Consider the following 23,091-nt stretch of genomic DNA (forward strand, 5'->3'; position numbering starts at 1 on the left):
GCCGGTGACCCCGCCGCCCACCACACCGCCGCCGGTGACGCCGCCGCCAGCTCCGAGGCCCACGACACCGCCGACACCCACTCCGAGGCCGGTACCGCCCATACATCGGGTTCCGGTGGAGCCACGGGTCCCGACGGTGCCGGTGATGCGGAAGTAATCGGCCGTTACCCGTCGAGAGCAACGCCCCATACGGCGGCGGTCACCCTGCGATTCGCAGGCCGGGGTCGAGCTGAGCCGCTTCGCCGGTCAGGCCATCCAATAGGCTTGCGCCTTAATAGCTTTGCGCGGAATGCCGAAGTCCTCACGCAATGCCTTGGCGACCGAGCGGGTGGTGCGGGTGCTGCTGGCAACCCAGCCGAAGTGATCGCCCGCGTCGAACGCGGCCCCGCGCACCGTCTCGAGCAGCGCGTTGCCGTCGTCCTTGCGATCCACCCACGTGACGTCGTCGGCGCGGGCGACCGGTAACGATTTGTCCTCGTCGTAGCCGGCCTCGAGAAACACTCGCGCGGGGGCGTCGCCGATCGACTCGAGCAAGGAGTTGATCGCCGGCAGTGATGCGGTGTCGCCGACGATGACGTAGCCGCCGGGTGGCGGATCTGGGATGGCGAACTTGCTGCCCAGCACCGTCGCCTCGATGGTGTCGCCGGGTTGCGCGTTGCGCGCCCAGTTCGACGCGATGCCCTCGTGCAGGGCGAACTCGACGTCGAATACGCCCGCAGCCGGATCGGGGTCGACCAGCGTGTAACCGCGCTGGTGCGACTTGTCGCCATCGGCGAACCACATCCGGATCCACATGGTCGGATGCACGGCATGTTCACCCAACATCCCGCCGTCGTCGAAGCTCAACCGCAGGTAGTGCGGGCTGATCTCACGCCAGCCGGTCACCGTGAGCCGGTAGTCCCCGGCCCGCATGAGCTTCAACACCGCACCCTGCCAGCCCCGTGATGCCTTGTGTTCGGTCATGAGTCGCTGTTGTTCCTTCGTCGCGTTCGCATCAATTTAGGGCAGGGTAACCTAAAATGCTGAACGACCGGACGGCGCCGACACCTACGTCTTGACTCGGGTAAACCGGTGCAGCAGCCATGCCACCGGGATGGTCACCACCATCGTCGCGATGAAGAGGTTCAGCATCGATCCGGTGTATACCCGGTAGCGGACCACGTGAACCATGGCGAATTCCATGGTCACCAGGTGGACCAGGAAGATCTCGTAGGAGATCTCACCAAGCCACACCATCGGTCGGCTGGCCAGCAGCCGCGAGTACCAGCCCTGATCGCCAAGGGCCAGCGGTGCCACCGCCAGCGTTGCGATCACGGCGTAGAAGCACGCCTTGACCACTGCCTCGGTCACCGCCGACGGCGATGTGGTGGGTGCGCCGGCGATCGGCGTGGAGGCGATGAAATAGCAGACGACGGCCAACGGCAGGGCGGCAAACGCGTAGCAGCGCACGCCCATGGCCTGCAAGACGGTCAGCATCATGCCGCCGAGAAACCAGGCCAGGTAACTGGGCAACCAGAGCCGAGCACCGTCGGGAAACCAGCCGATGGTGTGTATCAGGACCAACCAGAGCGGCGTGATCGTTGCCATTCCCGCTAGCGCCCCGACCAACAACCTGGGCTGCCAGCGCCGCCGGCTGACCAGCACCAGGAGCACGTAGGCCAGGAATGGCAGGGCCACGTAGAAGGCTGCCTCCACCGCCAGGCTCCACATCTGGGTCAGCCCCTGATGAAGATAGGAACCGAGATAGCCATCCGTGTAGATCTGGGTCAACGTCAGGTTGCGCACCAGCCCCATCCAGCTGTGTCCTGGGTTGGGCCCGGCGGTGCGGAAGTGGTAGATCACGTAGGCGATCAGCACGACGACGACGTAGGCGGGCATGATCCGCCGGACCCGATGCCAGGCATAGCGGCTCAGCGACGGTGGTGGGCCGTCGGTGGCGGCGGAGCGCACCCACGGACGGAACAACAGGTAACCGGACAGCACGAAGAAGATCGGCACACCGATCTCCATCCGGGACGACACCAGGCCCCAATAGCCGTGGGTGTACTTACCGGTGGTGTAAGCCGCATGGGTGCCAACCACCAGAAGGGCCGCGACTGCCCGGATTCCGGTCAGCGACGCGACGCGGTCCACGTGTGAGATCTGCTCGAGTCCGCCTTGGTCGTCCTCGGCCTTGGACAGGGTCATCCGACCCGTTTCCGGCGTGGCTTGCCACTGTCGGAGCGGCGCGCCTTGCCGGCCGGCCGGTCCGGCCGCAGGTCGATCAACACGCCGGAGATCCGGGTAGTTTCGAGCTTTTTGAGGGTCGCGCGCGGCAGCTTGGCGGGCAGCTCCACCAGCGAGAAGTCCGCCCCGATGGCGATGTGGCCGAAATCGCTGCGGTGCAACCCGCCTTCGTTGGCGATCGCACCGACGATGGCGCCCGGACCGATCTTGTGACGCTTGCCGACTGAGATCCGGTACGTGCTCAGCGGCGGGCCGTTTCGACGCTTTTCGGGCCGTTCGGCACGCTGATCGCTTGCGGGCTTCTTGGGCTCGCTGCGCCGCTCGGGTGGTGGTTCGGGTCCCAGCAGGAATGCCTCGCCGTCTCGCGACTGCAGTGCCAACGCCGCGGCGATGTCGGCCATCGGCACATCATGCTCGCGTTGGTAGTCCTCGACCAGCTTGCGGAACAGCTCGACGCCGGGTTTTGCCAGCGCATCGGTGATCGAATCGGAGAACTTCGCCACCCGCTGCGCGTTGACGTCCTCGACGGTGGGCAACTCGGCCTCGGTCATCGTTTGCCGGGTGGCTTTTTCGATCGCCTTGAGCAGGTGGCGTTCGCGCGGGGAGACGAACAACAGCGCGGCTCCGAAGCGACCGGCTCGGCCGGTGCGTCCGATGCGGTGCACGTAGGACTCGGTGTCATGCGGGATGTCGTAGTTGAGCACATGCGATATGCGTTCGACGTCGAGTCCGCGGGCCGCCACGTCGGTGGCGACCAGTATGTCGATGCCTTTGGGACCGCCTTCCCGCAGCGCCGTGATGGTTCGCTCCCGCTGCTGCTGCGGAATGTCGCCGTTGATGGCCGCCGCGGAAAAGCCTCGCGCCCTTAGCTTTTCGGCAACCTCTTCGGTCGCCTGCTTGGTGCGGACGAACACGATCATCGCCTCGAAGGGCTCGACCTCGAGGACTCGGGTGAGGGCGTCCATCTTGCGCGGACCCGCCACCTGGATATAGCGCTGCGAAATGTTCTCCGCGGTGGCTGTTTTCGCTTTGGACGTGACTTCCAGGGGGTCGTGCAGGTACTTGGCGGTGATCTTGCGGATCGCCGGGGGCATGGTCGCCGAAAAGAGGGCCACCTGTTTGTATTCCGGGGTGTCGGACAGGATGCGCTCGACGTCTTCGGCGAAACCCATGGCCAGCATCTCGTCGGCCTCGTCGAGCACCAGGTAGTCCACCCGGGACAGGTCCAGCGTCCCGCGCTCCAGGTGGTCGATGACCCGACCGGGGGTGCCGACAATGATTTGCGCGCCGCGCCTCAGCCCGGCCAGCTGCACGGCATACGACGACCCGCCGTAGATCGGCAGCACGTTGAGCTTGGGCAGATACGCCCCATAGCGGCTGAACGCCTCGGCGACCTGCAGCGCCAACTCCCGGGTGGGCGCCAGAATCAGCGCCTGGGTCGCGGTGCTGGTGACGTCGATTTTGGACAGGATCGGGAGCGCGAACGCGGCGGTCTTGCCGGTTCCGGTCTGCGCCAGCCCCACCACGTCGGAACCGGCCATCAGCGCCGGAATCGTCGCGGCCTGGATAGCTGTCGGCGACTCGTAACCGACGGCAGCGATCGCCCGCAGGACCGAGGGACGGATCTGCAGGTCGACGAAGGTGTCGGGAGGGGCGACGGGCATGTTGTCCGGGGTGACCATTTGACACGGAGTTTAGCCGGGATCCACCGTTATGCCGTACGGCACGGCTGCCGATCGGCCGCCAAGGGGAATGGCCGCGGTGATTCGATATCTCGACGACGAATTCGGGTGTCCACAGATGCCCTCGGCATCGGCGGCACCTTACGAACGTGCGCCAGGAACATGGCAACCGACGCCGCGCGGTAGACAATCACCCCGACAGCGATCACTGTCGGTGAGAGCAGCGAGCGTTTGCTGCTCCCGCCGCCGCCCGTCGGGGGTTTTGTCCTGCTACGGAGCCTGGCCTCGTCCCGTCTCGGCCCAATTGGTCGGAAAGGGCCATTTAGCTTTTGGTCAGGGACTTCTGGCACTTCTGGTGCCGCCGGTACTGCGGCTTAGCTTCCGTCCATCAGCAACGACGCTTTCACCGATCGAGGTCTGCATGTCGTCCCAACCGCCACCTCAAGCGTGGCAACAGGCCCCAACAGCGCGTGGGCTGCCCCCGCAAGTTCCTTCGCAGCACCCGCCGCGGCCACAAAGAGGCAACGTTTTCGCGGTGACTGCTCTTTTGTGTGGCGTCTTCGGTTCTTGTCTAGGGCTGGTTCCCGCCCTCGGGATAGCGGCCTTTCCGTTCGCCGTGGTGGGCCTTGCGTGTGGCGTCATCGCGATGATTCGGGCGAGCAAAGGAGTCCGGGCAGGCAAAGCCATGGCCATTGCCGGCACGCTGCTGTGCGTGCTGGCACTGATCCTGGCGACCTTTTGGATTGTTGTCATCGCCAACTCCTTCAAGGACCGAGGCGACTCACGGAAGGCCATAACTGGCCAGAGCACGGAAGATATTCTGCGAAACGATCTCGACGTGCAGTTCGGTGAATTTGTCACTGATGACGATCCGCACAAGCCCGGCAAGATGGTTGTGACGCTTCGGAACAAGAGCAATAAGAGCGCATCCTTCAGCGTCGACGTTGAAGCCTTGGATGCCAACGGAAATCGTATCGCAGCCGACACCGCTTTCGTTGAGGCACTTGCGCCAGGTGAAGCCACCCGGAAGGACATGTTCGTCTTCGTTGCCAGCGACAAGTACGACACGATGAGGAAGGCGACCTTCAGGGTCGTCGAAGCGTCGAAGTACGCGCCGATGCCGCCACCGACCAAGTAGGCAGTCGCAGATTGTGGCTCGATGCAATGGTTTTCGCGGCAGTCATTCGGCATGTTGGTATTTCGTGTACCGCGAGCGGAACGCCACGGCGAGATTTGCGTCGAAAGTTCGCCGTGGCGTTACCCTCGGCGATCACCCTACGCCTGATCTCGCTGCCACGGCCACGCCTGACACGCTCCGCAGCCCGATCGCGGTACGGTTCCGATTGTGTGGTCGCTCTCCCGCCGTGCCGCGTCACTGATTGGCGTGTCTGCGACGGCATTGGTCGCCGCGACATTGACGGGCTGTGGTTCGGGGGATTCCACGGTCGCAAAGACACCGCGGGCAACCACACCTCCCGTCGCTGCCTCCAGCGCGTCGAGCCCAACGAACCCGTCGTCGGCGACGGCGGCCCCACCCACCAGTAGTGCGGCCCCGGCCGACCCGTGTGCGGTCAACCTCGCCTCGCCGGCAATCGTTCGAGTCGTGTCCGAGCTGCCTCGCGATCCTCGCAGTCAGCAGCCCTGGAATCCGGAACCGCTGGCCGGCAACTATAACGAGTGCGCGCAGCTGTCCGCGGTGATCATCAAGGCCAACACCAACGACACTAATCCCACTACTCGTGCGGTGATGTTCCACCTTGGCAAGTTCATCCCGCAGGGTGTGCCTGACACGTATGGGTTCAACGGAATTGATGACTCACAAACCAACGGCAACACCGTCGCGTTGACCTACGCCAACGGTATGGGTCTCAACAGCGTGGTGAAATTCCGTTGGAACGGCAGCGCAGTGGAAATCATCGGTAATGGCTGAGCAGCAGTACCGCCGGCGATCTCCTCACCTGCGTCCGGTTGGGATCGGTTTACTGCCAGGCATTGGCGCGGCGCAACCCAACCATGAACAGCGCGGCGGCTATACCGACTAGCGCGACAACCGCGGGCAGCCACATCGACTGCGACGTTGCCGCGGAGAACGGCTCGCGTAGCAACTCAGGCAGCAACACGCTGGTGCCAGTGCTGCCGGGTACCGCCGCTGGTGAGGTGCTGCCAGGCCGCGCCGGGATCTCGGCCGCGATCCGCGATGTCATCAGCGCTGCCATACCGGCGCTGCCCAGCACGGCGCCAAGTTGTCTAGTCGCGTCGTATACACCCGAGCTCACACCAGCCAGATCTGGCGGCAGGTTGCGGGTCGCGGTGGCGGCCAACGGCGACCAAACGAACGCCACCCCGACTCCCATCGGAATAAAGGGCGCGATTAGCCGCCACATCGGCGCGGCTGGGGACATCTCGAAAGAGAGCCAGATCAGTCCGATCGCCACCATCGAGAAGCCGAACCCGACCACGGTCCGTGGATGGGATCTATCGACAATCTTGCCGACCATCGGGGCCAGGGAACCGCTGACGACTGCCATCGACGCCGTCAGCAGGGCCGCGCGGATCGGCGACATCCCGCACACTGCTTGCGCGTAGAACATCACCGGCAGCGTCATCGATGTCATGGTGAACGACATTGCTGCCACCCCGAGGGTGGACATGGTGAAGTCCCGATCACCGAAGATCCGCGGCGGGATCAGCGGCTCGCGGGCGTTGATTGACTGCCAGTAGACGAATACCGAGATGAACGCGACCCCGGCGACGATCATCGCCCAGATCCACGGCTCCCAGTCGGCCGACGGGCCCTGCTGCAGTCCGAAAACGATCAGCAACAGGCCGATCGCAGACAAGCCGACCCCGACCACATCGAACCGATGCCGATGGGTTGGCATCACCGGGATAAGCCAAATCGCCAGCGCCAGGCCGACGATGCCAACCGGGATATTGATGAGAAAGATCCACTGCCAACCAAGGGCGTCGACAAAAACACCGCTGGCCAACGGCCCGACCGAGTTAGCGACCCCGGCAGTGACGCCCCATACGCTCATCGCGGCACCGCGACGCTGCGGTGGAAAGAGACGGGTGATCGTCGACAGTATCTGCGGTGCAAGTAGCGCGGCTCCGGCGCCTTGGACCGTACGGGCAGCGATCAGCATGCCGACGCTGCCGGACAGGCCACACCACGCCGAAGCGCAGACAAAGATGGCGAGACCCAGCACATAGAGATACTTTTGGCCGAAGCGGTCACCGAGACGTCCGGCCATCAGCAGCGGCACCGCGAAGGCCAGCAGGTAAGCGCTGGTCACCCAGATCACCATGTCGTGCGTGGTATTGAGCGCAGACATGATGCTTGGGTTGGCCACGACAACGATCGTGGAGTCGAGCAGGATCATGAAACGGCCGACCAGCATTGTCGCCAGGATCGCCCATAGTCTACGAAAACTTGTAGCACTGGCGACGTTTCGCGGCATTGTCGATGCGGCGTGTCCCCCGCGCTCGCCAAACCGTGTCATCGCCATGGCCGTCTACCCATTTCGTTTCGACACCCCGATCGTGTCGGAACGCCGCCTAGCACCACCGCCGCGGGATCGCATCACTAGCCCGACTGATCCGTGTCACAAACGCTAGGCAGGCTGCTAACACGCGTCCAGCAGAAGGTTTCGAAGCAACTGTTGCGTGGACAGCAAGTTTCGCCGGAGGAGTGTCCGGCCGCGGTGGAGCCGAACCCGTATCAGCGAGCTTGTCGGAGCTCTCCCCTACCGTTACTGCTGTGTTCGTCAGCGGTGGCAGTCTTGGAGCAAGAATCGTCTACAGCGCCTCGGATCTCGCCTCGGCTGCAAGCTGTGAGTACGCGCTGTTGCGGGATTTCGACGCGAAGTTGGGCCGGGGCGCCGCCGTGGCCGTCGAGGACGAGATACTTTTGCGCACCGCCGATTTGGGTGTAAAGCATGAACAACGCCAGCTCGACCGATTGCGTGACGAGTTCGGCGACGATGTCGCTGTCATCGGCCGTCCGGCATATACACTCGCCGGCCTGGCGGCCGCCGCCGAGGCGACTCAACGCGCCATCGCCAACCGCGCCCAGGTGGTGTACCAGGCCGCGATGTTCGACGGTCGCTTCGTCGGCTTTGCCGACTTCCTGATCCGCGATGGCGAGCGCTACCGAGTCGTCGACACCAAGCTGGCCCGCTCGCCCCAAGTGACGGCCTTGCTGCAGCTGGCGGCCTACGCCGACGCGCTGGCCACCGCAGGCGTGCCGGTGGGCCCGTACGCCGAGCTGCAACTTGGTGACGGCACAGTCGTGCATTACCGCGTCGGCGATCTGATTCCGGTGTACCGGACCCAGCGCGCGGCATTGCAGCACCTCCTCGACGGCCACTACGCCTCGGGCACCGCGGTGCGCTGGGACGATCCTGGCGTTCGCGCCTGTTTTCGTTGTCCGCTGTGCACAGAGCAACTGCGCGCAACCGACGACCTGCTGCTGGTGGCAGGGATGCGTGTCACCCAGCGGGAAAAGCTGCTCGACGCCAACATCACGACAGTCGACGAGCTGGCCAAACACGCCCAACCGGTGCCGGGCCTGGCGCCAAGCATCCTCGGCAAGCTGACTGCGCAAGCCAAAATACAAGTGCGGCAACGTAATACCGGTGAACCGCAGTACGAGATTGTCGACCCGCAGCCGCTGGCGCTATTGCCGGAACCCAACGCCGGCGACTTGTTCTTCGACTTCGAAGGCGATCCGCTGTGGACCGCCGACGGCCACGAGTGGGGGCTGGAGTACCTGTTCGGCGTGTTGGAATCCGGACCTGCGGGAGCCTTCCGTCCGCTATGGGCACACGACCGGGCACAGGAACGTCAGGCCCTCAAGGATTTTCTGGCGCTGGTGGCCAAACGTCGCCGTCGCCATCCCAACATGCACATCTACCACTACGCGCCGTACGAGAAGACGGCACTGCTGCGGCTCGCCGGGCGCCACGGCGTCGGTGAGGACGACGTCGACGAGTTGTTGCGCAACGGTGTTCTCGTCGACCTCTACCCGTTGGTGCGCAAAAGCCTTCGCGCCGGCGGGGAGTCGTTCAGCCTCAAAGCGCTGGAGCCGCTCTATATGGGCGCCCGGTTGCGTGCCGGTGAGGTCACGACGGCAGCCGACTCGATCACCTGCTACGCGCACTACTGCGAATTACGCGCCGAAGGCCGCACGGATGAGGCCGCGGCGGTGCTGAACGAGATCGAAGACTACAATCACTACGACTGCCGCTCCACCCGCGAACTGCGCGATTGGTTACTGATGCGCGCTTGGGAAGCAGGCGTCACACCGATCGGGATCCAGCCGGTTGCCGACAGCGGCCGGGTCGAAGATCACGATGAGTTAGCCGCAACATTGGCGACCTTCATCGGTGACGGCGCAGCGCTCGAGCGCACACCGGAACAAAATGTCGTCGCGTTGCTGTCGGCGGCACGCGGCTACCACCGCCGCGAGGACAAGCCGTTCTGGTGGGCACACTTCGACCGGCTGAACTACCCGCTCGACGAATGGTCGGACAGCGCAGACGTTTTCGTTGTCGCCGAAAAGTCGGTGGTTGCCGCCTGGCATACGCCCCCGCGAGCACGTAAACCGCAACGGCGGGTGCGGCTGACCGGCGAACTGGCGCGCGGCGACCTCAAGACGAGCGTGTTCGCCCTCTACGACCCGCCGGCTCCGCCCGGAATCAGCGGCGACCCCGACCGGCGGGCCGCGGGCCACGCCGAGGTTGTCGGGGTCGACGACCCGGGTCTGCCTACCGAGGTGGTGATTCTGGAGCGAACCGGCAGTGACGGCAACACGTTTGAGCGACTGCCGTTCGCGCTGGCCCCCGGGCCACCCGTACCGACAACGGTGCTGCGCAAGTCCATCGAGGCCACGGCATCCGCGGTCGCTGTCGGGCTGCCGCGACTGCCCCGTACGGCGCTGGTCGACGTGCTGCTGCGGCATCCGCCACGCACCCGGCTACCGCGGGGAACCGACATCGTCGCCGACCTTAGCGCGGCGGTGCTGGAACTGGACGCCTCATACGTCGCGGTACACGGGCCGCCGGGGACCGGCAAGACGCACACCGCCGCAGGGGTGATCAAGCGATTGGTCGTCGAGCATTCCTGGCGCATCGGCGTCGTCGCGCAATCGCACGCCGCTGTGGAGAACCTGTTGGAGTGTGTGATCGACGCCGGCTTGGATCCCGGGTGCATCGCCAAGAAAAAGTATGACCGCGCTGCTCCGCGCTGGCAGCTGATCGACGAGAAGCACTACCCGGCATTCATCGCTGACCATCCGGGATGCGTGATCGGCGGCACCGCCTGGGATTTCGCCAACGAGCACCGCGTGCCCCGCGGCGGCCTGGATCTGCTGGTGATCGACGAGGCCGGCCAATTCAGTCTGGCCAACACCATCGCGGTGGCGCCGGCGGCGACGAACATGTTGTTGCTCGGCGACCCGCAACAGCTTCCTCAGGTCAGCCAGGGCGCTCATCCCGAACCAGTCGACGCCTCGGCGCTGGAATGGCTGGTCGACGGGCAGCGCACCCTGCCCGACGAACGTGGCTATTTTCTGGACCGCTCCTACCGAATGCATCCGGCGGTCTGCGCGGCCGTTTCGATGCTGTCCTACGAAGGCAGACTACAGTCTCACGCCGAGCCCACCGCCGCCCGTCGCGTTGCCGGCTACCAGCCCGGCGTGCATGTGCTTTCCGTCGCGCACCAAGGTAATTCGACCGAGAGCCCAGAGGAGGCCGAGGCGATACTGACCGAGATCCGGGCGCTGCTCGGACGGTCGTGGACCGACGAGGGCGGCACGCGGCCGTTGGCGGCTTCCGACCTGCTGGTGCTGGCGCCGTACAACGCCCAAGTGGGATTGCTGCGGCAGCGGTTGAGGTCCGCCGGCCTGGACGCAATCCGGGTCGGCACCGTCGACAAGTTCCAGGGCGGGCAGGCGCCCGTCGTCTTCATCTCGATGACGGCCTCTTCGGCAGACGACGTGCCCCGCGGCATATCGTTCCTGCTCAACAGGAATCGGCTCAATGTGGCCATCAGCCGGGCGCAGTACGCGGCGGTCGTCGTGCGCTCCGAGTTACTGACCCAATATCTGCCGACCACACCCGCGGGATTGATCGACTTGGGAGCCTTCCTGGCATTGACCTCGCGGCCGCCCATAGTTAGCCGGGGGGCCACCTAATCAAGCGGCGTGGATCACCCCCCGAACTGTTTGAAAGAACTCGAGAAGGCCCAAGCGGTTTGGGTCACACCGCTGCAGGTATTCGACGGTTGCGGAGTTCCGGGCGGGCATTGTGAGTCGCGGTTGGCCGACCACATGGCAAGCCGGCCAAGACCCTTCTGCCGGGCAAAGGCCGTCAGCTTGTCGGCGTCGGCCACGGTGAACACCTCCCGGAGGTCATCGTTGACGCCGATCATCGGTGTCACCCCCACCATCGCCCAGACCTGGGCGTCGGACTTCGACGGATACAGCGGAGCCAGCTGATCGTGGACCCGCTGGGCCGCCTGAATCGCGAGGTCGCCCATCTTTCCGCTGTAATCGAAGGCCGGGTCGTAATAGTCCATCGCCATCACGTTCACCTGGCCGATGTCCGCACCGTTGGCAATGGCGTTCTGCACCACCCGCAACCCGTCGGCGGTCAGACCGGTCGGCAGCACCGGCGGGGTGAACGAGACGCGCACCGGGTTACCGGCGGCCCTGCTGTCCGCCTGTAACTTGGCGATCGCCTGAGACCGGCGGGTCAGTGATGCGACGTCATTCTGGGCCGCACCCTCGATGTCGAAGTCCAGATCGCGGATCCCATAGGCGTCGATCACCGACTTGTATTGCGCAACAAGCGCATCGACGCTGGTGCAGGTCAGCGCCAGCTCCTGGTTGGCGACTCCGCCGAAAGAGACGATCGCGTCGGCGCCGCCAGCGGTCAGCGCTCCGATCGCCGAGGTGACCCACTGGTCCTTGAGCCCGTAGTAGGTGCCCCATGATGCCGTGCACGGTGCGCCGCTGACGATGAAGCCCAGCGTCACGTGCCTGAGCCCGCCCGTGCGGGTGGCCGACGCATAGTCGAACTGCGGGTAGAGCGTCATATCGACATAGGGGGCGAATCGCGCCGGCGTTGCCCCGCCAGGGGTGACGGGCGGGGTGGTGGTCGGCGTGGTCGTGCTCGTCGTCGGGGGTGGTGTGACGCCACTGCCCGAGCAGGGCTGGCCGTTGAGGGTGCAGTTCGTCGGCGCGGCGAAGCTACCCGCGTATGCGCCCTGCATGCCCAGGCTTGCCGTGCCCCCGTTGGCGGCCACCGTGCGCGTCCAATCCTCCGGCGTGAGCACGTAATGGGTTCCCTGCGCGGCAAGCTTGGCGTTCCAGGCGCTGGTCAGGGTCTGGCCGGCCGGCATGTCGAACTCGAGCTTCCAGTCGCTCAGTGGCGTCGGGCCGGGGTTGGTGATCGTGAAGTTGCCGTTGAAACCGTTGCCCCAGTCGCTGGTCTTGGCGAAGGCGGCGGTGTAGGCGCCGGCAGTCCCGGCCGGCGCGGTAGTGGTTGCCGGGCTGGTGGAGGTTGTGGCCGGACTGGCGGTCGGGGTGGTCGGGGTCGTGGTGGCGGTCGCCCCGACACCGGCGCACGGCTGTCCGTTGACCAGGCAGTTCGCCGGCGGTGAATACGTTCCGGTCTGGGCGGCCTGGAACCCGACGGTGACCGAACCGCCGGGTGCGATCGTTCGCGTCCAGTCTTCGGGGGTCAGCGTGTAATGCGTGCCGGACTGGGCGAGTTTGGTGCTCCACGCATTGGTGATGGATTCGCCTGCGGGAAGGTCGAACTCGACCTTCCAGTCGGACAGCGCAGTCGCACCCGAATTGGAGATCGTGTAGTTGGCGACAAAGCCGGTACTCCATTGCGATGTCACCGCCAGCTTCGCCGTCACGCCGGCAGCTCGGGCCACCGGAGTGACCACGACAACGCAGACGGCCACGAGAAGCATCGACAAGACGGCGACAAGCGATGGTTGCCAGAGTTTTCGTAATTCGCATCGAATTGAATTTGGCATCGGCCTAACGTATGACCCCGGCCGGTGATATTTTGCTCACAGCTGCCGGATCTTTCTCGAACCGATATCGGCGGGTAATCTTCTAATTCTCGAAATCACGCCTTTGCCGAATGCTTAGCATTGCTTTTCAAGCTGCTCGATATTGACCGAATCGATGCCAGGATGAAATCTTCGTACGTCGCGCCTTGGCGCAGCGTAGGGGCAGTTTTTCGCAGAATCAAATTCTATTATGGGTTGCCGCCACGGCCGCTCCAGCGGGCGTGGCGGTCCTATTTCCAGGAGAGACAAAGGGTCACTCCACCCCATGTGCACACCGCTGGCCGAGCCGCTGATGGCATATTGCTGTGCAGCGTCATTGCGCGACATTGCAGCGCCGAACCGAAATAACGCGGCCGGCTGATCACACCGGAGAAAACGCTAGCCGGCGGGGCCGTGTGGATCGTCGAGGTAATGCGCGCGGTAGGCCTGGCCTGACCCGAGCAGCGATGAGGTCGATGTCTGCGGCGACGAGTCGACGTGTGAGCCGTTGCGCACGACCTCGGCGGGCACGTCAACCGGTTCGCCGCGCGATTGCCCATAAGCCCAAGGGATTTCGCCATCCGACCGGTGCCACCGATCGGGTTCCGGTTGCAGGATGTATTCGACGTAATCGTCGTCGTCATCGAAATCCTGGTCCGCGTCCTGATCGTCGTCGCCATAGTCGTCGCCATGGTCCTGTTGCGACAGCAGCCGGCGCGAGGCCGTCGCACCCATGCCGCCGACCAGGAACAGCGCGGCCACGATTCCGAACAAGGCGATGAACGCGGGCAGCAGCATCGACTGCGACATGGCGGCCGAGAACGGCGCGCGCACGAACTCGGGCAACTGCAGGCCGCCACCATCTCCGCCGAACCCGGGCGCCCCGTCAGGCGGGGGCGGCATCTCGGCGCTGATCCGCGACGTCATGAACGCCGCCATGCTGGCGCTGCCCAGCACCGCCCCGAGCTGCCGGGTGGCGTTGTAGACGCCGGAGCTCGCGCCGGCCTGGTCGGGCCGCAGATTGCGGGTGGCGGTGGCGGCCAACGGCGACCAGACGAACGCCATCCCGACGCCTATCACGCAAAACGGCAACACCAGCCGCCAGACAGGGGTGTCCGGTTCCATCTCGATGGACAGCCAGGTCATCGCGATCGCCAGTGCCGAAAAGCCGAACCCGACCACCGGCAGTGGGTGCGACGTGTCGACGATACGGCCGACGAACGGTGCGAGCACGCCGCTACTGATCGCCACCGGTGCGATCAGTAGCGCGGCGCGAATGGGCGACAGCCCGCACACCGACTGCGCATAGAAGATCAGCGGCAGCATCATCGCCGTGGTCGCGAACGCGGTGACGGCCACCCCGACGGCGCACAGGCTGAAGTCGCGGTCCCGGAAGATCTCCAGCGGGATCAGCGCCGCGCGCCGGTTGAGCGATTGCCAGTAGACGAACGCCGACATGAATCCCAGGCCGGCGACGAGCACCGCCCAGATCCACGGTTGCCACCCGGCGGATTGACCCTCCTGTAGCCCGAAAACAAGCAAGAACATCCCGATTCCGGACAACGCCACCCCGATCAGGTCGAACCGCTGTGTCCGGACCGGCAAGACCGGGACCAGCCAGGCCGCCAGCGCCAGGCCGAGTACGCCGATCGGGATGTTGACGAAGAAGATCCACTCCCAACCCAGCCCGCCGACCAGTGCCCCCCCGGCCAGCGGCCCGACCAGGCTGGCGACGCCGGCAGTCGCCCCCCACATGCTCATCGCGACACCGCGGCGGGCAGCGGGAAAGGTCCGGGTGATGATCGACAACGTCTGCGGGGTAAGCAGCCCGGCGCCCACACCCTGCACCACTCGAGCGGTGATCAGCGCGCCGGCACTGCCCGACAAGCCGCACCACATCGATGCGGCGGTGAACACCGCCAGTCCGGTCAGGTAAAGGTTCTTGGGCCCGAACCGGTCGCCGAGTCGGCCGGCCACCAGCAATACCACCGCATACCCCAGCAGGTAGGCGCTGGTCACCCAGACCACGGTGGCATAGCCGACGTGCAGCACCGCCATGATGGTCGGGTTGGCGATGGCGACGATTGTCGAATCGAGCATGATCATGAAAAAGCCGATCATCATCGACCACAGCGCGTTCCACGGGCTCCGCGAGTAGCTGGCTGCGGGCATCCGGCTCGTGGCCGTCGTCATCTACCCACCTCGTTTCGGCTACCGAATCCACGTGCATTATTCCGGAGCGCCATATCGACCGCGATGCACCTGAACACCCTGCAGGTGTGACTCCCGCTCGGTCCGCAATTCGTGCGACGGGCGCTAGCCTGAAGGTACGCCGTTCTCAGGAGAGGCAACATGAGCGCTCGACGATCCAAGAGATCCGTTCCCGACGAGCACCCGGCCGGCGCGGGCCGGCCCAAAGCGTCCTCGCGGGCGTTGGCACAAATCATCGAACGCAGCTCACATATCCAGGCCCCGGCGGCCGAGGCCTACGTGGCCCGGCTGCGTCGGGCACACCCGGCTGCCAGCCCGGCCGAGATTGTCGCCAAGATCGAGAAGCGCTTCGTGGCCGCCGTGACGGCCAGTGGGGCGGCCATCGGTATGGTCGCCACCCTGCCCGGAATCGGCACCCTGGCCGCGCTGCTGGCGGCCGCGGGCGAGACCGCGATGTTCCTCGAGGCCGCCGCGCTGCTGGTGCTGGCTCTGGCCTCGGTCCACGGCATTCCGCTCGACCACCGGGAGCGGCGTCGTGCCCTGGTGTTGGCGGTGCTGGTCGGCGACAGCAGCAAGGGTGCGGTGGCCGAGCTGATGGGTTCCGGACGCACCAGCGGCGGCTGGGTCTCGGAAAGCGTTGCGTCGCTGCCACTTCCGGCGGTATCGAAGTTCAACACCCGGATGTTCAAGTATTTCGCCAAGAGGTTCGCGCTGAAGCGCGGGGCGCTGATGTTCGGCAAGCTGTTGCCGGTCGGCATCGGCGCTGTCATCGGCGCCATCGGCAACCGATTGGTGGGCAAGAAGCTGGTCCGCAATGCGCGTTCGGCGTTCGGCGCGCCGCCGGTTCGCTGGCCGGTCACCCTGTATGTACTGCCGACTGTTCGGGACGCCAGCTAGCGGCCGGGCCGGCCCGGGTGTCTCTGGCGAATCGCCAGCAAAGCGTTAGCCTTTATGAGGCGGAAGCGTGCCGGACCGCCAAGGATATGAGGTGCCCCATCAGCCGGGGCGGGCAAGAAATCGCAGGCGTCGCGCCATGGCGCTTGTAGGACGTCAAGAACAGAGAATCGAGGCGAGCAGCGGCCGTGGCCAACATAAGTTCACCGTTCGGGCAAAACGAATGGCTGGTCGAGGAGATGTACCGCAAGTTCCGCGACGACCCCTCCTCGGTCGATCCGAGCTGGCACGAGTTCCTGGTTGACTACAACCCCGAGCCGGCTCAGAGCGCCCCGGCCGACGACCAGCCCGTTGCGACCGCCCCGCCGGCCGAGCCCGTCCGGCCCGCGGCAGAGCCCGCCCGGCCCGCGGCAAAGCCGGCCGGCGCCGCCGGCGCGGGCAACGGCTCACCCGCCGCTGCGCCGGCCAAGGCCGCTGCGCCGCCGCCGGCCGAGGGCGACGAACTGCAGGTGCTGCGAGGGGCCGCCGCGGCCGTCGTCAGGAACATGTCGGCGTCGCTGGACGTGCCGACGGCGACCAGTGTCCGTGCCGTCCCGGCCAAGCTGTTGATCGACAACCGGATCGTGATCAACAACCAGCTCAAGCGAAATCGCGGCGGCAAGATCTCATTCACCCACCTGCTGGGCTATGCCCTGGTACAAGCGGTCAAGCAGTTCCCCAACATGAACCGGCATTACGCGGAGGTCGACGGCAAGCCGAATGTCGTCACCCCGGCCCATACCAACCTTGGTCTGGCGATCGACCTGCAGGGCAAAGACGGCAAACGTTCACTGGTGGTGGCCGGCATCAAGCGGTGCGAGACCATGCGATTCGCCCAGTTCGTCACCGCGTATGAAGACATCGTGCGCCGCGCCCGCGACGGCAAGCTGACCGCCGAAGACTTTGCCGGCGTGACGATTTCGCTGACCAACCCCGGCACCATCGGCACCGTGCACTCGGTGCCGCGGCTGATGGCCGGCCAGGGCGCCATCATCGGCGTCGGGGCCATGGAATACCCGGCTGAGTTTCAGGGGGCCAGCCAGGAGCGCATCGCCGAACTGGGAATCGGCAAACTGATCACGCTGACGTCGACCTACGACCACCGCATCATCCAGGGCGCGGAATCAGGGGACTTCCTGCGCATCATCCACCAGATGCTGCTCGCCGACGACTTCTGGGACGAGATCTTCCGCGAGCTGGGCATCCCCTACCTACCGGTGCGCTGGCGCCCGGACAACCCGGACTCGATCGTCGACAAGAACCCCCGGGTCATCGAACTCATCGCCGCCTACCGCAACCGCGGCCACCTGATGGCCGACATCGACCCGCTGCGGCTGGACAAGACCCGGTTCCGCAGCCACCCCGACCTTGACGTGTGCTCCCACGGGCTGACGCTGTGGGACCTCGACCGGTTGTTTAAGGTCGACGGCTGCTTCGGCGGATCGCCCTATATGAAGCTGCGCGACGTGCTCTCGATACTGCGCGACGCCTACTGTCGCCACGTCGGCGTGGAGTACACCCACATCCTCGAGCCCGAACAACAGCAGTGGCTGCAGCAGCGGGTCGAGGCCAAACACGTCAAACCGACTGTGGCCCAACAGAAATACATCTTGAGCAAGCTCAACGCCGCCGAGGCGTTCGAAACGTTCCTGCAGACCAAATACGTCGGGCAGAAGCGGTTCTCGCTGGAGGGGGCCGAAAGCGTGATCCCGATGATGGACGCGGCGATCGACCAGTGCGCCGAGCACGGCCTCGACGAGGTGGTCATCGGAATGCCGCACCGCGGCCGGCTCAACGTGCTGGCCAACATCGTCGGCAAGCCGTACTCGCAGATCTTCACCGAGTTCGAGGGCAACCTGAACCCGTCACAGGCCCACGGCTCCGGCGACGTCAAGTACCACCTCGGCGCCACCGGCGTGTACCTGCAGATGTTCGGCGACAACGACATTCAGGTGTCGCTGACCGCCAACCCGTCACACCTGGAGGCCGTGGACCCGGTGCTGGAGGGTCTGGTCCGGGCCAAGCAGGATCTGTTGGATTCCGACGGCGAACAGCGCTTCTCGGTGGTGCCGATGATGCTGCATGGGGATGCCGCCTTCGCCGGCCAGGGTGTGGTCGCAGAGACGTTGAACCTGACGAACCTGCCCGGCTACCGGGTCGGCGGCACCATCCACATCATCGTCAACAACCAGATCGGCTTCACCACCGCGCCGGAGTATTCGCGCTCCAGCGAGTACTGCACCGACGTCGCGAAAATGATTGGCGCGCCGATCTTCCACGTCAACGGCGACGACCCGGAGGCGTGCGAGTGGGTGGCTCGGCTGGCCGTGGACTTTCGGCAACAATTCCACAAGGACGTCGTCATCGACATGCTGTGCTACCGGCGCCGCGGGCACAACGAGGGCGACGACCCGTCGATGACCAACCCCTACATGTACGACGTCGTCGACACCAAGCGCGGGGCCCGCAAGAGCTACACCGAAGCCCTGATCGGCCGCGGCGACATCTCGCTCAAGGAAGCCGAGGACGCGCTGCGCGACTACCAGGGCCAGCTGGAACGGGTCTTCAACGAGGTCCGCGAGCTGGAGAAACACGCCGTGCACCCGAGCATGTCGGTGGAGTCCGAGCAGCAGGTTCCGCGCGGCCTGGCCACCGCGGTGGACAAGGCGCTGCTGGCCCGCATCGGCGATGCGTTCCTGGCCTTCCCCGACGGCTTCACCCCACATCCGCGCGTCCAACCGGTGCTGGAAAAGCGCCGGGAAATGGCCTACGAAGGCAAGATCGACTGGGCGTTCGCCGAGCTGCTGGCGTTGGGGTCGCTGGTGGCCGAGGGCAAGCTGGTGCGGCTGTCCGGGCAGGACACCCGCCGCGGCACGTTCTCCCAACGGCATTCGGTGATCATCGACCGCAATACCGGCAAGGAGTTCTGGCCGCTGCAGCTGCTGGCCACCAACAAAGACGGCACCCCCACCGGCGGCAAATTCCTGGTCTACGACTCGCCGTTGTCGGAGTATGCCGCCGTCGGCTTCGAATACGGCTACACCGTGGGCAACCCCGATGCCCTGGTGCTGTGGGAGGCGCAGTTCGGCGACTTCGTCAACGGTGCTCAGTCGATCATCGACGAATTCATCAGCTCCGGCGAGGCCAAGTGGGGCCAGTTGTCCAATGTGGTGCTGCTGCTGCCGCACGGACACGAGGGACAGGGGCCCGACCACACCTCCGGCCGCATCGAGCGCTTCCTGCAACTGTGGGCGGAGGGGTCGATGACGATCGCGGTGCCGTCGACCCCGTCGAACTACTTCCACCTGTTGCGCCGGCACGCCCTGGACGGGATCATGCGCCCGCTGATCGTGTTCACACCGAAGTCGATGCTGCGCAACAAGGCAGCGGTCAGCGACATCAAGGACTTCACCGAGATCAAGTTCCGTTCGGTGCTGGAAGAACCCACCTACGAAGACGGCATCGGCGACCGCAGTAAGGTCCGGAGGATCCTGCTGACCAGCGGCAAGATCTATTACGAGCTGGCCGCACGCAAGGCCAAGGACAACCGCGACGACATCGCGATTGTGCGCATCGAGCAGCTGGCCCCGCTACCCAAACGCCGTCTCAACGAGACGCTGGACCGCTACGCCAACGCCACCGAGTACTTCTGGGTGCAGGAGGAGCCGGCTAATCAGGGCGCGTGGCCACGGTTCGGCCTGGAGCTGCCAGAGTTGTTGCCCGACAAGCTGACCGGACTCAAGAGGATTTCGCGCCGGGCGATGTCGGCGCCGTCGTCGGGTTCGTCGAAGGTGCATGCCGTCGAGCAGCAGGAGATCCTGGACACGGCATTCGGGTAAGTCGGTCAGCGCGAGCGTGCGCCGGAACGGCGGGGTTGGGCGTCCCCCTTGCGGACGGGTACCTGCGGTACCGGTTAACCTCGACGAAAGCCGACAGAGGGAGGGTGCTCAATGCAGGGGTTCGCCGGAAAAGTCGCCGTGGTTACCGGCGCGGGTTCGGGCATCGGGCGAGCGTTGGCCCTGGAACTGGGTCGCTCCGGGGCCAGCCTGGCGATCAGCGATGTCAATGTCGAGGGACTGGCGGAGACCGAGGAAATGCTGAAGGCGATCGGCGCCCCGGTCAAGGCCGATCGGCTTGACGTGACCGAACGCGAGGCCGTTCTGGCCTATGCCGACGCGGTCAACGAGCATTTCGGCAAGGTGAACCAGATCTACAACAACGCCGGTATCGGCCACACCGGCGACATCGAGGTCTGCGAATTCAAAGACATCGACCGGGTGATGGACGTCGATTTCGGCGGCGTCCTGAACGGCACCAAGGCTTTCCTGCCGTACCTGATCGCCTCCGGGGACGGCCACGTCGTCAACATCTCCAGCGTGTTCGGGTTGTTCTCGTGCGCCGGGCAAGCGGCCTACAACGCGGCGAAGTTCGCCGTCCGCGGCTTCACCGAGGCGCTGCGCCAAGAGATGATCCTGGCCGGCCATCCGGTCGGGGTGACCACCGTACACCCGGGCGGGATCAAGACCGCGATCGCGCGTAACGCCACCGCCGCCGAAGGGCTGGATGCCGCCGAATTGGCCCGGATGTTCGACAAGCGCGCGGCGCATACCAGCCCGGAACGGGCCGCCAAGATCATCCTGGAAGCGGTGCGCAAGAACCGGGCGCGCGTGCTCGTCGGCGCGGACGCCAAGATTTTGGACCTGGTGGTGCGGGTGACCGGCTCGGGGTATCAGCGGCTGTTCATGCCGCTATTCGGAAAGTTGATCCCGGCGCCGCATCGCTGACCCTGCGGAGTCGACATCGAAGCCTGCGCTCAGCGCGCCCTTTGGGTCGCTCAGTCTGGTGTCCCTGAGCGCAGGCTCGATGCCGTAAGCACGATGTTCAGCGGCCCAGCGGGTGCTCGGCCAACCACGCACCGGCCACCGCCTGTGGATCGGCGCCGCCCGCCACCTGCCGGCGCATGTCGGTCAGGGCGGCGGTGTCCAGCACACCGGCTACCTCGTTGATCGCCAGCCGTTGCCGATCAGTCAGCACGTTGCGGCGATACAGCGGCACCACGTTCTCGGCCCGGATCAGCGCGTCTTTTCCGTCATTGAGCACCACCAGATCGGCGGGATTGGCGGGGTTGGCGGTGGTGGTCCAGGCCGCGGTCAGCTGTCCTGCCCGCAGCGCCGCCAACATCGTTGCGTCATCCGCGAATTCCCGCGGCGCCGGCAGCCGGCAGGATCCCACCCGTGAAGGCGTGTCGACTCCGGTGACCATCCCGACGAGCAGTCCGTCACAATGGGGCGGCAACAAGTCCAGCTCGCTGCCGCCCCAGGCCGTCGAGGTCGCCGGCGTCACCATGACTGCGGGTTTGTCCTCGGCCGCGGTGGTGTAGTCGCCGGCTGCGACGCCCTCGGGTAGCGCGGCGAGCATCGCCTGGTACACGGCCTTGTCGGAGAGCGCCGAAGCGTCGGGTTGCAGCGTCCATAACATCTGGCCGGTGAACGCCGGCACGACGGCGAACGCCCCGGAGTCCAGTTTCACCATCGGGTCGTCGGCCGTTTCGCCGCGCGCGGCAAAACCGTACGACCGCAGCGCGGCCACGTAGATGTCGGCCAGCAGCACCGATTCGGAGCCGGGCCTGGCTCCGACCACCAGCTCGGAGTCACTTTCGCCGGTGTTGGCCGCGCAGCCGGCCATCGCGAACACGGCCGCGAGTAGCAGCGGGGCCAGCCTGCCGATCCTCACCCCGCGATGTCTGAGGGCTCCACCGCGAGAGCCACCGCCTTGGCCACCGCATCCCCGACGCGCAGGTCCAGTGGGCTGGGAACGATCCGGTCGAGGGCAAGATCGTCGCTGACGACGGAGTAGATCGCCTCGGCCGCGGCCACCATCATCTTTTCGGTGATCTGGCGTGCCCCGGCGTCCAGCGCACCACGGAACACGCCCGGGAAGGCCAGCACGTTGTTGATCTGGTTGCAGAAGTCGCTACGGCCGGTGGCCACCACCGCCGCGTACTTGGCCGCGACCTGGGGGTGTATTTCCGGGTCCGGGTTGGACAGCGCGAAGACGATCCCGCCCGGCGCCATGGTGGCGATCAACTCCTCGGGCACCACGCCCGCCGACACCCCCAGGAACACGTCGGCGCCCTCGAGCGCCTCGACCAGGCCGCCGGTGAGACCGCCGGGGTTGGTGCGTTGCGCCAGATCGACCTTGACGCTGTTCATGTCGTCGCGCCCGGCGTGCAGGATGCCACGCGAGTCCAGCACCGTGATGTCCGAAACACCCATGGCCAGAAGGAGATTTGTGCACGCGACACCCGCGGCCCCGGCGCCCGACACCGCCACCCGCAACGAGGACATGTCGCGGCCGAGCAACTTGGTGGCACCCATCAGCGCGGCCAGCACGACGATCGCCGTGCCGTGCTGGTCGTCGTGCATCACCGGGCAGTCCAGCGCCTCGATGAGCCGTCGCTCGATCTCGAAGCAGCGGGGCGCGGAGATGTCCTCCAGGTTCACGGCGCCGAACGTCGGCCGCAACCGCACCAGGGTTTCGACGATCTCGTCGGGATCCTTGGTGTCCAGCACGATCGGGATCGCGTTCAGCCCGCCATACGCCTGGAATAAGGCGCACTTGCCCTCCATCACCGGCAGCGACGCAGCAGGCCCGATGTCGCCGAGGCCGAGCACCGCGCTGCCGTCGCTGACGACGGCCACCAGCCGGTTCGCCCAGGTGTAGCGCGCGGCCAACGTCTTCTCGGCGGCGATCGCGCGGCTTACCTGCGCCACGCCCGGCGTATAGGCGATCGACAGAGCCCGCTGGGTGTCCAGCGGCGCCTTCAGTGCTACCGAAAGCTTTCCCGCTACGTGGGCCTCGAAGATCTCGTCGTTTCCGATGGCGATCTGCGGCGGCACGATTCTTGGCACCGCATCAGGGTACTGCGCCCGGTCCGGAGTCTACTCCTGGGCCGGGCGGTTCGGCGGTC

General features: G+C 65.7%; 15 protein-coding genes. 6 read left to right on the forward strand and 9 right to left on the reverse strand.

What is annotated here, in order from left to right; all coding sequences use genetic code 11:
* From BST40_RS30170 to BST40_RS18450, 4 genes are all read right to left on the reverse strand, one after another.
* Window positions 1-189: hypothetical protein (locus tag BST40_RS30170; protein ID WP_208618914.1), on the reverse strand; the 189-nt coding region annotated here is incomplete at its 3' end.
* A gap of 57 nt (window positions 190-246) precedes the next feature.
* Window positions 247-963, reverse strand: coding sequence for a siderophore-interacting protein (locus BST40_RS18440; protein WP_075545544.1), 717 nt, complete (start codon window positions 961-963; stop codon window positions 247-249).
* Between the two features lie 84 nt (window positions 964-1,047).
* Window positions 1,048-2,187 carry an acyltransferase family protein gene (locus BST40_RS18445; protein WP_075545545.1) on the reverse strand — a complete coding sequence of 380 codons (1,140 nt, stop codon included), beginning with the start codon at window positions 2,185-2,187 and terminating at the stop codon, window positions 1,048-1,050.
* A complete protein-coding gene (locus BST40_RS18450) occupies window positions 2,184-3,908 on the reverse strand; it encodes a DEAD/DEAH box helicase (RefSeq protein ID WP_075545546.1) in 1,725 nt (574 codons plus the stop codon). The genes BST40_RS18445 and BST40_RS18450 overlap by 4 nt, the downstream gene beginning before the upstream one ends.
* Before the next feature lie 535 nt (window positions 3,909-4,443).
* Here BST40_RS18450 and BST40_RS18455 point away from each other — a divergent pair.
* The gene (locus tag BST40_RS18455) at window positions 4,444-5,046 is read left to right on the forward strand and encodes a DUF4190 domain-containing protein (RefSeq protein WP_131808250.1); all 603 of its coding nucleotides are present in this window, start codon (window positions 4,444-4,446) and stop codon (window positions 5,044-5,046) included.
* Between the two features lie 207 nt (window positions 5,047-5,253).
* Window positions 5,254-5,838, forward strand: coding sequence for an LppP/LprE family lipoprotein (locus BST40_RS18460; RefSeq protein WP_075545548.1), 585 nt, complete (start codon window positions 5,254-5,256; stop codon window positions 5,836-5,838).
* A gap of 49 nt (window positions 5,839-5,887) precedes the next feature.
* Here the strand turns inward: BST40_RS18460 and BST40_RS18465 are convergent, their stop codons facing one another.
* Window positions 5,888-7,369 carry an MFS transporter gene (locus BST40_RS18465; RefSeq protein ID WP_205411886.1) on the reverse strand — a complete coding sequence of 494 codons (1,482 nt, stop codon included), beginning with the start codon at window positions 7,367-7,369 and terminating at the stop codon, window positions 5,888-5,890.
* A gap of 299 nt (window positions 7,370-7,668) precedes the next feature.
* Here BST40_RS18465 and BST40_RS18470 point away from each other — a divergent pair, with 299 nt between their 5' ends.
* Entirely contained in the window at window positions 7,669-11,103 is a 3,435-nt protein-coding gene (locus BST40_RS18470; RefSeq protein ID WP_083155059.1) for a TM0106 family RecB-like putative nuclease, read from the forward strand.
* Between the two features lie 14 nt (window positions 11,104-11,117).
* On the opposite strand, the gene BST40_RS18475 is transcribed toward BST40_RS18470, so the two are convergent.
* Window positions 11,118-12,893, reverse strand: a complete 1,776-nt coding sequence (locus BST40_RS18475; protein WP_279629022.1) for a cellulose binding domain-containing protein — start codon at window positions 12,891-12,893, stop codon at window positions 11,118-11,120.
* Between the two features lie 483 nt (window positions 12,894-13,376).
* Window positions 13,377-15,170, reverse strand: coding sequence for an MFS transporter (locus tag BST40_RS18480; RefSeq protein ID WP_083155063.1), 1,794 nt, complete (start codon window positions 15,168-15,170; stop codon window positions 13,377-13,379).
* Between the two features lie 159 nt (window positions 15,171-15,329).
* Between BST40_RS18480 and BST40_RS18485 the strand changes: the two genes are divergently transcribed.
* The 3 genes from BST40_RS18485 (at window position 15,330) to BST40_RS18495 (ending at window position 20,905) form a co-directional block, all read left to right on the forward strand.
* Window positions 15,330-16,085 carry a hypothetical protein gene (locus BST40_RS18485; RefSeq protein WP_075545552.1) on the forward strand — a complete coding sequence of 252 codons (756 nt, stop codon included), beginning with the start codon at window positions 15,330-15,332 and terminating at the stop codon, window positions 16,083-16,085.
* Window positions 16,086-16,270: 185 nt separating this feature from the next.
* On the forward strand, window positions 16,271-19,960 hold the full coding sequence (locus BST40_RS18490) for a multifunctional oxoglutarate decarboxylase/oxoglutarate dehydrogenase thiamine pyrophosphate-binding subunit/dihydrolipoyllysine-residue succinyltransferase subunit (protein WP_075545553.1): 3,690 nt from the start codon (window positions 16,271-16,273) through the stop codon (window positions 19,958-19,960).
* 111 nt (window positions 19,961-20,071) lie between these two features.
* A complete protein-coding gene (locus BST40_RS18495; protein WP_075545554.1) occupies window positions 20,072-20,905 on the forward strand; it encodes an SDR family NAD(P)-dependent oxidoreductase in 834 nt (277 codons plus the stop codon).
* A gap of 97 nt (window positions 20,906-21,002) precedes the next feature.
* Here the strand turns inward: BST40_RS18495 and BST40_RS18500 are convergent, their stop codons facing one another.
* Together BST40_RS18500 and BST40_RS18505 are read right to left on the reverse strand one after the other, a co-directional pair.
* Window positions 21,003-21,854, reverse strand: a complete 852-nt coding sequence (locus tag BST40_RS18500) for a glycine betaine ABC transporter substrate-binding protein (RefSeq protein WP_075545555.1) — start codon at window positions 21,852-21,854, stop codon at window positions 21,003-21,005.
* Window positions 21,851-23,032, reverse strand: coding sequence for an NAD(P)-dependent malic enzyme (locus BST40_RS18505; RefSeq protein WP_075545556.1), 1,182 nt, complete (start codon window positions 23,030-23,032; stop codon window positions 21,851-21,853). Before BST40_RS18505 ends, BST40_RS18500 begins: the two co-directional genes overlap by 4 nt.
* Window positions 23,033-23,091: the final 59 nt, after the last annotated feature.

This window comes from Mycobacterium persicum (assembly GCF_002086675.1).
Taxonomy (GTDB): Bacteria; Actinomycetota; Actinomycetes; order Mycobacteriales; family Mycobacteriaceae; genus Mycobacterium; species Mycobacterium persicum.

Coding starts and splice junctions, on each gene's coding strand:
- BST40_RS18440 (WP_075545544.1), bottom strand. CDS start 963: ATGACCGAACACAAGGCATCACGGGGCTGGCAGGGTGCGGTGTTGAAG.
- BST40_RS18445 (WP_075545545.1), bottom strand. CDS start 2,187: ATGACCCTGTCCAAGGCCGAGGACGACCAAGGCGGACTCGAGCAGATC.
- BST40_RS18450 (WP_075545546.1), bottom strand. CDS start 3,908: ATGGTCACCCCGGACAACATGCCCGTCGCCCCTCCCGACACCTTCGTC.
- BST40_RS18465 (WP_205411886.1), bottom strand. CDS start 7,369: ATGCCGCGAAACGTCGCCAGTGCTACAAGTTTTCGTAGACTATGGGCG.
- BST40_RS18475 (WP_279629022.1), bottom strand. CDS start 12,893: ATGCTTCTCGTGGCCGTCTGCGTTGTCGTGGTCACTCCGGTGGCCCGA.
- BST40_RS18480 (WP_083155063.1), bottom strand. CDS start 15,170: ATGACGACGGCCACGAGCCGGATGCCCGCAGCCAGCTACTCGCGGAGC.
- BST40_RS18485 (WP_075545552.1), top strand. CDS start 15,330: ATGAGCGCTCGACGATCCAAGAGATCCGTTCCCGACGAGCACCCGGCC.
- BST40_RS18495 (WP_075545554.1), top strand. CDS start 20,072: ATGCAGGGGTTCGCCGGAAAAGTCGCCGTGGTTACCGGCGCGGGTTCG.